The organism is Pseudomonas edaphica, from assembly GCF_005863185.1.
GTDB lineage: Bacteria > Pseudomonadota > Gammaproteobacteria > Pseudomonadales > Pseudomonadaceae > Aquipseudomonas > Aquipseudomonas edaphica.
The window spans coordinates 1-13,659 of record NZ_VBVZ01000111.1; the positions used below are offsets into that span (position 1 = coordinate 1).

The window sequence follows — 13,659 nt, forward strand, 5'->3', positions numbered from 1 at the left end:
ATAGCATCACCTCGGTCTACCTGATTCACCGAGGTGCCTTCATCGCAGGCAAGCCAGCTCCCACATAAGCCCAGCTCACACGTTTAATAGCCCCTTTCGAAGCTGACTTCCCCGCGCAGTGCATCCTTGGCCTGATAAGCCCGCAGGTTCTGCACAAACAATTCCACCATCATCCCCGGCGACGTCGGCGCGGAACTGTGCCCGGTCAACAGCAAGCCCCAGGCAGTCCAGAACGGATGGCGTTGCGGCAAAGGCTCCTGACGGCACACGTCGATCACCGCACCGGCCAAGTGCCCCTCTTTAAGCGCCTCGACCAAATCGGCATCGACCACCGCCACGCCGCGCCCGACGTTGATAAACAACCCCGTCGGCTTGAATTGCTTGAACAGCGCCGCGTTGTACAAATCATGGGTATCAGGCGTGTTCGGCAGCAGGTTGATCACGTAGTCCACCTCGCCCACCAGCCGGCTCAGTTGGTCCAACCCGGCCACTTCGATAAACGGTGCCTGTTCCCGCGCGCTGCTGGCAATCCCGTAGAGCTTGACGCCAAACGGCAGCAAGAAATCAGCAACGCTCTGGCCGATATCGCCGGTGCCAACCACCAGCACCTTGCGTCCCGCCAGGCTTTGGCCCATGCGGTTGTCCCACTTGCGCTCGACCTGGCTGACCAGTCGCGCCAGCACTTCGCGCTCATGGCCGAGCATATAGGTGAGCACGAACTCGGCCATGACCTGGCCAAAGATGCCGACCGCGCGGGTCAGGCGATAGTCGCGCGGCAAGCCATCGGCCAGCAGTGGCGTAATACCCGCCCAGGTCGATTGCAGCCATTGCGGCTTATGGCCCTGGCGCAGCAAGGTGGCGAGCAGGTCCGGCTGGCCCAGCCAAACCGGGCAATCGGCGGCCAGGCGCGACAGTTCGGCCGAGTCGCCGCTGGTCAGCACCTCAAGGTCCGGGGCCGCTTCGCTCAGCAATTGGGCGTAGAGCGGGTGATCCTGTTCAGCAATCAGAACACGCATGGTTCAAACCTTTCAAAAACAGTGCAGACGGCCGCCCGCTTCCTTACGGCCACCGCCAAACGAATACGAGTCCATAAAAGAATGTGCCCTGGACAGGGCACTGACCGGTTACATCGGGTCGTTGCGGCGCAGCAGCTCTTCGGGCAAGTGCTCGATGTACTCGTCCTCGGCCGGTGGCATTTGCAGGTGGTAGCCCTGCTTGTCGAGGTTTTCCAGGACCACGGTAATGTCCTCGCGCGACAACTTGCGCTCCGGCGTGAGTATCATCTCGAATGCAAGATGGGCTTTGCCGAAGGCAGTCATCAAGGGTTCCGGCACACGCTCCAGCGCATCGCTTTTGAGCACGTAGAGGTACATCCCGTCTTTTTTCAAGCTGCGATAAATGGAGCAAATACGTTTCAAGGCTGTTCTCCGGCAGTGGCCAGGCTGTCGAGCAGCGCCTGGCCCATCAACTCGCGGCGCCAGCCACGCAGCGAGTCTGGCAATGTATAAGGCCCATCGGGGTAGCCGCTCTTGACCAGGGCTTCGAGGGTTTTCTTGCGCAGCATCAGTTCCGGCGCCATCTCCAGGCGCTCGGCCTCGGCCTGGCCCAGGGCGCGCAGTTGCTTGATTAGCACAGCAGCGTCCACCGGCAGCGGCTCAGCCACGGCGGGCGGCCACTGGTCCATCGACACGCTGCCGGCGCGCTTGATCAGGTCCAGCAGAAACTGGCCGTCCTGACGCACAGTGCGCGGGTGCATGTCTTCGATCTTGCCCAGCGCAGCGAGGTTATCCGGCTGGGATTTGGCCAAGGGCCACAATGAATGTTCGCGAATGATGCGGTTGCGCGGCAGGTCACGGGCACGGGCCTGCTGCTCGCGCCAGGCGCACAGTTCACGCAATACGGCGAGCTGCGCACGCGAGAGTTTCCACGCCAGCTTGGCGTCACGGTACACCTCATACGGGTCGACTTCGCGGCGCAGGTTGGCCACCAGTTCGGCGCCGTCTTCCAGTACCCAGGCATATTTGTCATCCGACAGCTGCGGGCGCAAGCGCACATAGACTTCGGCCAGGTGCACCGCGTCTTCGGCGGCGTAGCTCACCTGGGTCTCGGACAACGGCCGCTGCAGCCAGTCCGAGCGGGTTTCGCCCTTTGGCAGCTCGATGTCGAGTACAGCCTGCACCAGGCGCGAGTAGCCCATGGAGAAACCGAGGTTCAGGTAAGCCGCTGCCAATTGAGTGTCGAACAACGGCACCGGCAGGCTGCCGGTCAGGCGCAACAACACTTCCAGGTCTTCGCTGCAGGCGTGCACCACCTTGATCACCGCCGGGTTCTCCAGCAAGGCGGCCAAGGGTTGCCAGTTATCGATGGTCAGGGGGTCGATCAGGTAAGCGCGAACGCCATCACCGATCTGGATCAGCCCGGCAATGGGATAAAAGGTGTCGACCCGCATGAATTCGGTGTCGAGGGCGACGAATGGCAACTGCTGCCATTCGGCGCAATGCTGGCCGAGGCTATCGTTGTCGCAGATCCAGTGAATATCGATGGCCACACGGCTCTCCCTTGAAGAATGGCGCGCAGTATATATCGCGAAAGGGACTTGCGAGCATCCGCAGTGCACACACCATCATGAAAACTCTGACAAGAGAGGAAGAATAGTCCGACAGGCGGGAGTTAGCCTCTCTTACGCAAGACGTAGACACGCCACAGCTTGGAGCCCGGCAGGAACTCCTGCTGATGGAGGACCTTGAAACCGGCCTGGCGGAATTCGTCCTCCACTGGTGTGCGCGAGCTCACCGCGACAATCACTGTGTCGCGACTGACACGGTGGAATTCGCGCAACAGCGCCATGCGTACGTCGCTGCTGGGCACATGACGAAACAGTTCCAAACAGAAAATACAGTCCACGGCGTTGGCCGACAGGCCGATGGAAAACGCCGAACCCTGGAACGTTTTGACCCGCTTGAGCAACGCCGCCGGGTGATGGGTGCGCGCATGGTCGAGCATGTCCTGGGAGTTGTCGGATGCCAGGATCACCCGGTTGACGTGTTCGGCCAACACGGGCCAAAACCGGCCAGAGCCACACGCCAGGTCGAGGATCAACCCAGGCTCACCGGCCACTTTCAACGCTTGGCGCACCAGCCGTTCATCGCGCCAGGCCGCCAGACGCTTGAGCAGCGCGGGCGGACGCGTGTCGCCGCAGACCTGCGCATGCTCGCGGTCACAGCGCTCGGTGAATTCGATCTCGATAGAGGATGGAGGTTGTGGCGACATCGCGGGCTCATGTGGGTGGAACGGTGGTGAACGACCTTGATCCGCAGCTTAACCACTGCAACGTGAAAAAAAGGTTGAAACCGTGACGCCTGTAAAACACCGACGTTCGACTGTGGGAGCTGGCTTGCCTGCGATGCTGGCACCTCGGTACATCGGGTACACCGAGTTGATGCCTTCGCAGGCAAGCCAGCGCCCACAGAAAAGCAGCTCTTCGGTGTATCCAAATCTGCTGCCAGCGGATCACGCCTGATGCAGATACCAGCGCCAATCCTGCTCGCCCACCTCCCCCATGAACTGACGATATTCCTCATGCTTCACCGCCAAATAGACGCCGAGGAATTCACTGCCAAACGCCTCCCGCGCCCAGCTTGAACCCTCCAGCGCACGCAAGGTGGTCAGCCAGTCAGTGGGCAGCAACTCCTTGGCCTGGGCGTATCCGTTACCTTCCACCGGCGCACCGGGGTCGCGCTGCTCGCGAATGCCTCGGTGAATACCCGCCAGGATGGCGGCAGCCGCCAGGTAAGGATTGGCGTCGGCCCCGCAAATCCGGTGTTCGATATGCCGGGAATAGGCAGGCCCGCCCGGCACGCGCAGGCTGACAGTGCGGTTATCCACGCCCCAGGTGGCCGCCAGCGGCGCATAGCTGTTGGTCTGGAAGCGCCGATAAGAGTTGGCATTCGGGCAAAACATCAGCAGCGAATCGAGCAAGGTGCTGAGCATGCCGCCCACCGCCTGGCGCAGCAGCGGCGTGCCATCGGCGGCCTCGCTGGCGAACAGGTTATTGCCCTGGGCATCCGCCAGGCTCACATGCATGTGCATGCCGGTGCCCGCCAGGTCATCGAACGGCTTGGCCATAAAGCAGGCGGTCATTGCGTGCTTATGCGCCACGCCCTTGACCAGGCGCTTGTAGCGCACCGCTTCGTCCATGGCTTGCAGGGCATCGGCGCGATGTTCCAGGGTGATTTCCACCTGGCCCGGCGCATACTCGGAAATCGCCGTGCGCGCCGGAATGCCTTGCAGCTTGCAAGCGCTGTAGAGGTCGGCCAGGAACGGCTCGATTTGCTCCAGCTCACGCAGGCCGTACACCTGGGTCGAGCGCGGGCGATTGCCGTCCACATCCCGTGCCGGTTGTGGGCGGCCGTTGCTGTCGGGTTTCTGGTCGAGCAGGTAAAACTCCAACTCCGCCGCCATCACCGGGTAATAACCGTCGGCCTTGAGGTCGTCGATCACCTTGGCCAGCAAATGCCGAGGGTCAGCCACGGTGGCCGGCAAGCCTTCGGTGGGGTGCATGCTGACTTGCACGGCGGCTGTCGGGATCAGGCGCCACGGCATACGCTGCAAGCTGCCGCTGACCGGGTAGGCGCGGCAGTCGATATCGCCGACTTCCCACACCAGCCCGGAGTTTTCCACGTCATCGCCGTTAATCGTCAGGCCCAGGATAGTACTGGGCAACGGGCGGCCACTTTCATACACCGCCAACAGCTCATCGCGGTGCAGCAACTTGCCGCGCGGTACGCCGTTGTTGTCGAGGATAAACAACTCGAACATTTCGATGTCCGGGTGCTGTTCAAGAAAAGACTGGGCTTCTTGCAGGCTGGCAAAAACACTCATGGGAACTCTCATACGTTTGCGTCAGGCAGGCGCACAGGTGCGCGTCATTCATGGGGCAAATCAACGTAAGAGAAAGGTATCCGGTGGGCGCGCGTGTCGGCAGTGGAACAAGGCCCAGAAGGCCAGCGCGGACGGCAGTGTCGCGAGGTGAGTGTCAGGGGAGCCGTCCATGCGAGATTCACAGTGAGGTAGATGCCCTGCAGCGTCACACGCCCACAAAGGTTGTTCAATTCAGGGTTGACGGAGTTTGGTTGCAGCCTGGCTAAACAATTGCCATCCCTGCGTATAGCTGGAAATAATGGCAACCCGAGCATGCCCCAAGGATTTGACCGCATGAAAGCTCCCCTGGCCTTCTGTTTACTGGCAAGCGTGGCCACCCACGCCCTGGCCGATTCACGCCTGGACGAGGTACTGCAAAACGGCACCCTCACCGTCTGCACCACCGGCGACTACAAGCCCTACACCTCGCTGCGTGCCGATGGGCACTACGAAGGCATTGATATCGCCATGGCCGAGTCCCTGGCCAAGAGCCTCAACGCCAACATCAAATGGGTGCCCACTACTTGGAAAACCCTGATGCCGGACTTCCTCGCCCAGCGCTGCGACATCGCGGTGGGCGGTATTTCGGTGTCGTTGGAACGCCAGAAAAAAGCCTTCTTCAGCCAGCCTCTCGGCGTCGATGGCAAGATCCCGCTGGTGCGCTGCGCCGATGTACAGCGCTACCAGAGCGTCGAGCAGATCAACCAGCCGCAGGTGCGTGTGATCGAGCCGGCGGGCGGCACCAACGAGGTGTTTGCCCGCGCCCACCTGGCCAAGGCGCAAATCCGCCTGCATGACAACGTGACGATTTTCGACGAACTGCTGGCGGGCAAAGCCGACGTGATGATCACCGACGCCAGCGAAGCGCGCTTCCAGCAAAAACAGAAACCTGGGCTGTGTGCGGTCAACCCCGAGCGGCAGATGCAATACAGCGAAAAGGCCTTCCTGCTGCCCCGCGATGATGTGGCGTGGAAAAGCTACGTCGACCAGTGGCTGCACCTGAGCATGGCCACCGGGGTGTATGAAGGCATCGTCAATCAGTGGCTGGCGGCGCCCTGAGCAGGAGCCGTCTACGCTGTGCTCACATCAACCATAACGAGGGATCGGTAATGAAGGGATTGCTCCGACTCACCTGCCTGCTGCTGTTGGGGTTCAGCCAGGTGCACGCGACCACTCAGGATGAGGACGCTCGGGCCGCCAAGGCTCTGCTGGAAAAGGCTGTGACTTACTTCCAAAGCAACGGCGACAAAGCCTTCGCCGCGTTCAGCCGCCAGGGTGAGTTTATCGACCATGACCGCTATGTGTTCGTGGTCGACACCAAGGGCGTGTTGTTAGCCAGCGGCGGGCCTTCCTCTGCATTGATCGGCCGTGATGTGTCCGAGGTGCTCGGGCCAGACCTGCAAGCTTCGTTCAAACAGGCGCTGACCGTGCCCGAAGGCCAGGGCATCCAACAAGCCGACTACCGCTGGCAGAACTGGAACGACGGCAAGGTTGAGCACAAGCACGTGTTTTATCAGCGCGTGGGTGAACGCATCCTGGCGGTGGGTTACTACCTGCCACGGGCCACACCGGAACAGGCCCGAGCGTTGCGCAACAAGGCTGTGAAGGCGCTGGTCAAGGATGAGGCAGGCACGCTCAAGGCGATCAACTCATTGCAGGGCGGGTTTCTGCAGGATGATTTGTATGTGTTTGTGGTCGATCTGAACACCGGGCGGTATGTGGCGCATGGCACCAACTTGCGACTGGTCAATACCGACTTTCGCAAGATCAAAGACCCGGATGGCAAGCCGGTGGGTGAACCCATTCTGAAGCTGATGGCCGAGCAGGATCAGGGGGAATACAAGTACCGCTGGAAGAACCCGGTGACCGACAAGGTTGAGAACAAGCATGCGTACGTGCGCAAGGCCGGGCATTTTATGGTGGCGGTTGGGTACTACAGCCCCTGATCTGAGTTGGAATGCAATCCATTGTGGGAGCTGGCTTGCCTGCTCCCACAGTTTGATCATCGTTGTGTCAGTTAACGTGCTTTGTCTTCACGCCCACGCAGCACACGATTGGGCATCGCAATGGCCGCCGCCAACCCCAGCAACGACACCGCCGCACTCACCATCAGCAAATGCCGGAATGTCACCGCCAGCTCCCCGCGCAAGGCATCCTGCGCAGGCCCCGGCGCGGCGTTGAGGCCGTCGAGCAACACGTTGCCGGAACTGCCTTCAGCCCCCAGCGCGCCGCTGGCCAAATGCGCAAAGCTGGAATCCTGCAACAACGCCAACAGCAGTGCCGACATGCATGCCACACCGACCGCCCCGCCCAACGAGCGGAACAGGTTAGTCGTGCTGGTGGCCACGCCAATGTCGCGCTGCTCCACCGAGTTCTGTGTACCCACCAGGGACGTCGGAAACTGCATCCCCGCCGCAATCCCGCACAGCAGCATAAACACCGCCGTAAGCTCCACCGCCTGCGGCGCGCTGTAGGCCATGCCGAGAATCGCCAGCGGGCTCAAGCATGCGCCGGTGAGGATCATCGGTTTATAACGCCCGGTCACCGAGGTCATGCGCCCGGCGAAATAGGCCCCCATCGGCAAGCCCATGGCCAATGGCAGCAAGTGCAAGGCGGCGCTGTCGGCCCCCGAGCCGGTCACCGTCTGATAACGCAACGGCATCAACACCGTCAGGGAAATCGCCTGGAAGCTGGTGAAGAAAATCGTGCACCAGCACAGCACTGCGCTGCGATTGGCGAACAGGTGCATCGGCAACAATGGCTCGCGCGCCCGGCGTTCGTGCCACACGAACACCGTCAAGGCCACCAACGCGCAGGCCAACAGCCCCAGTACTTGCTCGTCACGCCAATGATGGCCCTGGCCGATTTCGGTGATGCCCAGCAGCAAGGCGGTCAGGCCGATGATCATCAGCACGGTGCCGAGGTAATCGATAATCGGCTTGCGCTGCGGCACCGGCAGCCCTACCAGTGTGCGGTGCGTCACATACCAGGCCCCGGCGCCCAGCGGCAGGTTGATCAAAAACACCCAACGCCACGACAGGTATTCGGTCATGTAGCCGCCCAGCACCGGCCCGGCCACACTGGCCACCGCGTACATGCTGCTGAAATAGCCCTGGTAACGCCCACGCTCACGGGGCGCGATGATGTCACCAATGATCGCCTGGCTGACCGAGATCATCCCGCCGGCACCGATGCCCTGGAGAATCCGCGCCAGCACCAACTGCTCCATGCTTTGCGCCATGCCGCAAAACAGCGAGGCCAGGGTGAACACACCCATGCCGATCAACATCATCGGGCGGCGCCCGTACAGGTCGCCGAGCTTGCCGTAGATCGGCACGGCCACGGTCATCGCCACCATATAGCCGGAGATCACCCAGGCCAGCAGGTTTACATCGTGAAACTGCGCGGAAATCGCCGGCATGGACACGGCGACAATGGTCTGGTCCAGGGCGCCGAGGAAAATCGCCAGCATCAAGGCGGCGAGCACACTGCGAACGGCAGGAACGGGCTGAGCGGGTTGGTTGAGGCTGGTCACGGCAGAACCTTCGAGCAAGGCCCGCAGGCAAGGAAGAGCCTGCGGGAATGCTGGATACGATAGCAGGCTACTCGATAGCTTCGTAAGGAAGTCCGACGTAATTTTCTGCGATGGTTTTGCGCCCCGCCTGCGAATGGATGAAATACTCAAGCTCGCTCTCGGCAATTCGCTGGCTGAAGCCGTCGGCGTCCGGGAACTGGTGCAACATCGAGGTCATCCACCAGGAAAACCGCTCGGCCTTCCACACCCGGCGCAGGCAGATGGCCGAGTATTTTTCCAGCAAGTCCACGCGGCCCTCGCGGTACACCTTGAGCATGATCCGAAACAGCGTGCTCACATCACTGGCCGCCAGGTTCAAGCCTTTGGCGCCGGTGGGCGGCACGATATGCGCGGCGTCACCGAGCAGGAACAGGCGCCCGTACTGCATCGGCTCCACCACGAAGCTGCGCAGCGGCGCGATGCTTTTTTCGATTGACGGCCCGGTGACCAGTTGCTCAGCCAACTGGCTGGGCAGGCGGGTTTTCAGCTCGGCCCAGAAACGCTCATCCGACCAATCATCCAGAGGCTCATCGACCGGCACCTGCAGGTAATAGCGGCTGCGGGTCGGCGAACGCATGCTGCACAACGCAAAGCCACGCGAATGTTTGGCATACACCAGCTCGTCATGCACCGGCGGTGTATCGGCGAGGATGCCCAGCCAGCCGAACGGATAGACGCGCTCGAACACCTGCAACGCCTCAGGCGGAATCGCCTGGCGCGCCACCCCGTGGAAACCGTCGCACCCGGCGATGTAGTCGCAGTCCAGGCGATAGGTTTCGCCGGCATGTTCGAAGGTGAGCCAGGGCCGATCAGTTTTAAGGTCATGGGGCTGCACGTCACGCGCTTCGTACAGGGTCACAGCCCCGGCAGCCTCGCGGGCGGCCATCAGGTCGCGGGTGACTTCGGTCTGGCCGTAGATCATCACCGACTGACCGCCGGTCAAGCCTTTGAGGTCGATATGGGTCAGTTGGCCATTGAGTGCCAACTCAAAGCCGTCATGCACCAGGCCTTCGGTGTCCATGCGTCGGCTGACGCCCGCCTCGCGCAGCAGGTCGACCATGCCTTGTTCCAGCACACCGGCGCGGATACGGCCTTGCACGTAATCGGCGCTCTGGCGCTCTAGAATCAGGGTCTGGATACCAGCGTTATGCAGCAGTTGGCCGAGCAGCAATCCGGAGGGACCGGCGCCAATAATGGCGACTTGGGTTTTCAGCGTTTTCATTATTTTTATGGCTCGCAAGCTTCACCCGAACGGATAGGGTGAAAGAGTTGTCATTCATCCTGTTGCTGATCATTTTTCACTTGAGTGGCCGCCATAAGAAGGTGAAAACTGAGACAAAGCCTGCGCTTTTTGCCAATTGGGGCGATTACCGCACCACTATCCTGAGTATCGGATTGAAACCATGACCAAAACTGCCAGTACCGCGATTCCGGTCTTCAAGCTTTACGGAGAAAGTCAGCAATGGCCGACTCCGGATTTGTTGCACTGTGAAACCATTTCCCGACGGAGCCGGGAATACCAGTGGGAAATCCAACCCCACCGGCACGCGGACCTGTGCCAGTTGCTGTACGTACACAGAGGCCAGGCGCAGCTGGAAATCGAAGGCCAGCGTACTACCCTCAGCGAAGCCACCTTGCAGGTGCTGCCGCCGTTGTGTGTACACGGGTTTCGGTTTTCTGAAGATGTGGAAGGTTTTATCCTGACGCTGGCCGCGCCGCTGGTCAGCCATTTGCAGACACAGTTGGGCGCGACGGTGGACGGTTTGCAGGCCCTGGGCAATTACCCCGCCGGCAAGGACAGCGATTACCTCAACAGCCTGTTCGCCCGACTGCAGGATGAGTACGCCGATGAACAACCGGCCCGCGACATGATGATGCATGCCCTGGTCAGCGTGCTGCTGGTGTGGATCAGCCGTCAAGCCATCCAGCGCCGCCACCCACGTGCCCCACGTGGCCGGGAGTATTTCCGTCGCTTCACGCAGTTGGTCGAGCAGCATTACCGCGAACACCCGAAGATTGAAGACCTGGCCCACAAGCTGGGTATCTCGGTCTCACACCTGAACGGTACGTGCAGGGAATTGGGTGGCCAGCCTGCTTTGCAGATCATGCATGACCGCCAGTTGCTGGAAGCCAAGCGCTTGCTGACCTACACCAGCATGACCATCAATGAGATGTCGGAGGTGTTGGGGTTTTCCGACCCGACCAACTTCTCCCGGCTGTTCCGCCGCCGGGTGGGGTTTTCGCCCAAGGCGTTTCGCGAGCAGCTGAAGGCGGATTGACGCGGGACGCGGAGCGTCCTGGGCTGCATTACCACGCGGAGCGTGGGAACGATCACAGCCTACCTGAGCGCGCTGAAACTACCGGTACGCGGCACACACAGATCCTGATGGCAACTGATCGCAAAGGTCGGCTGCATACGAGTCTGTTCAACCCGATAGGCGGCCGTGCCGTACAGCGCGGTGGCTAACGCGGACAGGATGAAAATCATCAGGTACTTTCTAATTTTTAGGGTCATGGCACACCTCTGAATAGATCGACTCGGTGCTGTTTAAAGCATAGGTCAGTCAGGGCGAGTTGCCATTATTGGGCGTCATTCAACATCTTTATGTCGGCTTTACAGACCGATATCCCACACCGGCTCTTCCGGGAACCGCAGCACCAGAAAATCCAGCAGGCTGCGCAACGCCAACGGCATGTGTTTACGCGAGGCATACACGGCGTAGACGTTCATTTGCTGCGGCTCAGCCTCGGGCAGCAGCCGGATCAATTCGCCACTGCGGATGTAGTCCCCCGCCTGATAACTGGGCAGCCGCGCCACCCCGGCGCCCGCCAGCGTCACCCGCAGCAAGGTCGTGGCCTCGTTGGCGGTGATATTGCCCTGCACCGCCACCGAGACTGCTTCGCCGTTCTCGGTAAGAATGCGTCAGGCAGTTGTGCTCCGCCAAGTCGTGGACTTGCCGAGGCTGCGGGTGTTCCAGCAGGTACGCCGGTGACGCGCAGATCACCGAGCGACACAGCGTGAGCTTGCGCGCGATCAGGTTGGGGTCCAGCTCAAAGCTGGTGCGGATGGCCAGGTCGATACGCTCATCCACCAGGTTTACCGTGCGGTCGAGCATCTGCAGGTCGATGCTGACCAACGGGAAGCGCTTGACGAATTCGGCCACGGCATCCGCCAACTGCGCCTGGCCGAATGAGCTGCTGACACTCAGGCGCAACTGGCCACGCGGCGCTTCATCCGGCTCACTGACGGCCGCCTGCATGTCACTGCACAGCTCCAGCATTTGCCGGCAGCGCGGCAGCGTTTCACTGCCGGCGGCGGTGAGGCTGAGCTTGCGCGTGGTGCGATGCATCAAGCGCGCACCGACCCAATCCTCAAGTTCAGCCAGATAGCGCGAGACCACCGGCCGCGACAGGTCCAACTGATCGGCGGCGGCGGACTGGCTGCCCAGGTCAACTACCGTGACAAACACCCGCATTGCTTGAAGACGATCCATGATTTGCACGCTTTTAGAAACAAACTATGTCCAAGCATCGCATTTTTTGTTGTGTTTGGTGCAACTAAGCTCTGTGCATCACTTACCTGCTGCTGGAGCTGCACATGATCTCGGTACTTAAACGATTTGCCCTGGCTTCGGCCGCCCTGGCGTTCGCTGCCCATGCTGCGGCTGCCGACCTGAAGCTGGATGCCTACAACCCTGGCACCTCGGCCATGATGCCGGTCAGCTCGGTACTGGTCAGCGGTGAAAAAGACCTCATCCTGGTCAACGCCCAGTTCGGCAAGACCCAAGCCGAGCAACTGGTGCAGAAAATCCGCAGCAGCGGCAAACACCTCACCACCATCTACGTCAGCGACGGCGACCCGGACTTCTACTTCGGCCTCGACACCCTGACCGCCGCGTTCCCCGACGCCAAAGTGCTGGCCACCCAGCCGGTGGTGGACCATATCAAGGCCACCGTCGAGCAAAAAATCGCGTTCTGGAGCCCGAAACTCGGCGCCGACAAGCCAAGCAAAGCCATCATCCCGCAGGTGTTGCAGGGCCATACCCTGACGCTGGAAGGCAAAAGCCTGGAAGTGATCGGCCTGGACGGTCCGCAACCTGAGCGCACCTTTGTGTGGATCCCCTCGATCAAGGCGGTCGTCGGTGGCGTCGTGGTGTTTGAAAACACCCACGTGTGGATGGCCGACACGCAATCCGCCAAATCCCACACCGACTGGCTGGCCACCCTGCAACGTATCCAGGACCTGAAACCGGCCACCGTGATCCCTGGCCACTACCTGGGCACACCGACCGTGCAGTCCGTGGCCTTTACCGCCGACTACATCAAGGCCTTCGATATCGAGACCGCCAAGGCCAAGGATTCGACTGCGCTGATCGCGGCGATGAAAAAGCGTTACCCGAACCTTAAAGACGAAAGCAGCCTGGAACTGGGTGCCAAAGTCGCCAAGGGCGAAATGAAGTGGTGATTGGTTTTAAACCCTAACGTACTGGAGAACGTCATGAGCAAGATTGCAATCATTGGTGCCACCGGCCGTGCCGGTAGCCAACTGCTGGAAGAAGCGCTGCGTCGTGGGCATACCGTTACTGCCATTGCGCGTAACACCGACACGCTGGCCGCACGCCCAGGCCTTACCGTTAAAAAGGTCGACGCCCTTGATGCAACGACCTTGCAGCAAGCAGTGAGCGGCAACGACGTGGTGATCAGTGCGGCGCACTTCGCCACCCTGCCCGCCAGCGCCGTGATCGGCCCGGTAAAAAAAGCCGGCGTGAAACGCCTGCTGGTGGTGGGCGGTGCGGGTTCGCTGTTGTTGCCAGGTGGCAGTCGAGTGATCGACAGCGAGGGTTTCCCGGCTGAATACAAAGCCGAAGCCAGCGCCGGGGCTGAGTTTCTCGACGTGCTGCGTCAGGAAAAAGAACTGGATTGGACCTTCCTGTCGCCATCGGCGGAGTTTGTTGAAACCGAGCGCACCGGGAAATTCCGTCTGGGCCAGGACGATCTGCTGGTGAGCGCCGAGGGCCGTAGCTGGATCAGTTTTGCTGACTTTGCCATCGCCCTGATCGACGAAGTGGAATCGCCGAAGCACTCGCGCCAACGCTTCACCGTCGGTTACTGACTCTGAGGGAACTGGCTTGTGTGGGAGCTGGCTTGCCTGCGATGCGGGCAAC

Annotated in this window: 13 protein-coding genes and 1 pseudogene; 5 read left to right on the forward strand and 9 right to left on the reverse strand. The window is 61.0% G+C overall.

Features of this window, described 5'->3' with window-relative positions:
- Nucleotides 1–83: 83 nt before the first annotated feature.
- From FEM54_RS09840 to FEM54_RS09860, 5 genes are all read right to left on the reverse strand, one after another.
- Nucleotides 84–1,016, reverse strand: coding sequence for a D-2-hydroxyacid dehydrogenase (locus FEM54_RS09840; protein WP_017137384.1), 933 nt, complete (start codon nt 1,014–1,016; stop codon nt 84–86).
- A 108-nt stretch (nt 1,017–1,124) separates the two neighbouring features.
- Complete coding sequence (locus FEM54_RS09845) at nt 1,125–1,418, reverse strand: YcgL domain-containing protein (RefSeq protein WP_017137383.1); 294 nt, start codon at nt 1,416–1,418, stop codon at nt 1,125–1,127.
- Nucleotides 1,415–2,548, reverse strand: a complete 1,134-nt coding sequence (rnd, locus tag FEM54_RS09850) for a ribonuclease D (protein ID WP_017137382.1) — start codon at nt 2,546–2,548, stop codon at nt 1,415–1,417. Before rnd ends, FEM54_RS09845 begins: the two co-directional genes overlap by 4 nt.
- 122 nt (nt 2,549–2,670) lie before the next feature.
- Entirely contained in the window at nt 2,671–3,270 is a 600-nt protein-coding gene (locus tag FEM54_RS09855; RefSeq protein ID WP_017137381.1) for a class I SAM-dependent methyltransferase, read from the reverse strand.
- 240 nt (nt 3,271–3,510) lie between these two features.
- Nucleotides 3,511–4,881: a glutamine synthetase family protein gene (locus FEM54_RS09860; RefSeq protein WP_138450664.1), complete on the reverse strand. Its 1,371-nt coding sequence runs from the start codon at nt 4,879–4,881 to the stop codon at nt 3,511–3,513.
- A 333-nt stretch (nt 4,882–5,214) separates the two neighbouring features.
- Between FEM54_RS09860 and FEM54_RS09865 the strand changes: the two genes are divergently transcribed.
- Nucleotides 5,215–5,979 (forward strand): transporter substrate-binding domain-containing protein, encoded by a 765-nt coding sequence (locus FEM54_RS09865; RefSeq protein ID WP_138450666.1) that lies wholly within the window; start codon nt 5,215–5,217, stop codon nt 5,977–5,979.
- Nucleotides 5,980–6,029: 50 nt separating this feature from the next.
- Entirely contained in the window at nt 6,030–6,866 is an 837-nt protein-coding gene (locus FEM54_RS09870) for a cache domain-containing protein (protein ID WP_017137378.1), read from the forward strand.
- 71 nt (nt 6,867–6,937) lie between these two features.
- Here the strand turns inward: FEM54_RS09870 and FEM54_RS09875 are convergent, their stop codons facing one another.
- A complete protein-coding gene (locus FEM54_RS09875; RefSeq protein WP_138450668.1) occupies nt 6,938–8,455 on the reverse strand; it encodes an MDR family MFS transporter in 1,518 nt (505 codons plus the stop codon).
- Between the two features lie 67 nt (nt 8,456–8,522).
- Nucleotides 8,523–9,707 (reverse strand): 4-hydroxybenzoate 3-monooxygenase, encoded by a 1,185-nt coding sequence (gene pobA, locus FEM54_RS09880; protein ID WP_171045816.1) that lies wholly within the window; start codon nt 9,705–9,707, stop codon nt 8,523–8,525.
- Nucleotides 9,708–9,897: 190 nt separating this feature from the next.
- Here pobA and FEM54_RS09885 point away from each other — a divergent pair, with 190 nt between their 5' ends.
- Nucleotides 9,898–10,773 (forward strand): helix-turn-helix domain-containing protein, encoded by an 876-nt coding sequence (locus FEM54_RS09885; RefSeq protein WP_017137374.1) that lies wholly within the window; start codon nt 9,898–9,900, stop codon nt 10,771–10,773.
- Between the two features lie 59 nt (nt 10,774–10,832).
- Here the strand turns inward: FEM54_RS09885 and FEM54_RS33890 are convergent, their stop codons facing one another.
- Nucleotides 10,833–11,009, reverse strand: coding sequence for a hypothetical protein (locus FEM54_RS33890; RefSeq protein WP_167353682.1), 177 nt, complete (start codon nt 11,007–11,009; stop codon nt 10,833–10,835).
- A gap of 99 nt (nt 11,010–11,108) precedes the next feature.
- Nucleotides 11,109–11,988, reverse strand: a pseudogene (locus FEM54_RS09890) (LysR family transcriptional regulator).
- A 104-nt stretch (nt 11,989–12,092) separates the two neighbouring features.
- On the opposite strand from FEM54_RS09890, the gene FEM54_RS09895 reads away from it, so the two are divergent.
- The gene (locus FEM54_RS09895; RefSeq protein ID WP_138450673.1) at nt 12,093–12,959 is read left to right on the forward strand and encodes an MBL fold metallo-hydrolase; all 867 of its coding nucleotides are present in this window, start codon (nt 12,093–12,095) and stop codon (nt 12,957–12,959) included.
- Between the two features lie 33 nt (nt 12,960–12,992).
- On the forward strand, nt 12,993–13,607 hold the full coding sequence (locus tag FEM54_RS09900) for an NAD(P)-dependent oxidoreductase (RefSeq protein ID WP_138450675.1): 615 nt from the start codon (nt 12,993–12,995) through the stop codon (nt 13,605–13,607).
- The last annotated feature ends 52 nt before the right edge of the window (nt 13,608–13,659 follow it).

What these genes read in the sequence shown, in the direction of transcription:
- FEM54_RS09840 (WP_017137384.1), bottom strand. Translation starts at nt 1,016, where the DNA reads ATGCGTGTTCTGATTGCTGAACAGGATCACCCGCTCTACGCCCAATTG.
- FEM54_RS09855 (WP_017137381.1), bottom strand. Translation starts at nt 3,270, where the DNA reads ATGTCGCCACAACCTCCATCCTCTATCGAGATCGAATTCACCGAGCGC.
- FEM54_RS09860 (WP_138450664.1), bottom strand. Translation starts at nt 4,881, where the DNA reads ATGAGTGTTTTTGCCAGCCTGCAAGAAGCCCAGTCTTTTCTTGAACAG.
- FEM54_RS09865 (WP_138450666.1), top strand. Translation starts at nt 5,215, where the DNA reads ATGAAAGCTCCCCTGGCCTTCTGTTTACTGGCAAGCGTGGCCACCCAC.
- FEM54_RS09870 (WP_017137378.1), top strand. Translation starts at nt 6,030, where the DNA reads ATGAAGGGATTGCTCCGACTCACCTGCCTGCTGCTGTTGGGGTTCAGC.
- FEM54_RS09885 (WP_017137374.1), top strand. Translation starts at nt 9,898, where the DNA reads ATGACCAAAACTGCCAGTACCGCGATTCCGGTCTTCAAGCTTTACGGA.
- FEM54_RS33890 (WP_167353682.1), bottom strand. Translation starts at nt 11,009, where the DNA reads ATGACCCTAAAAATTAGAAAGTACCTGATGATTTTCATCCTGTCCGCG.
- FEM54_RS09895 (WP_138450673.1), top strand. Translation starts at nt 12,093, where the DNA reads ATGATCTCGGTACTTAAACGATTTGCCCTGGCTTCGGCCGCCCTGGCG.
- FEM54_RS09900 (WP_138450675.1), top strand. Translation starts at nt 12,993, where the DNA reads ATGAGCAAGATTGCAATCATTGGTGCCACCGGCCGTGCCGGTAGCCAA.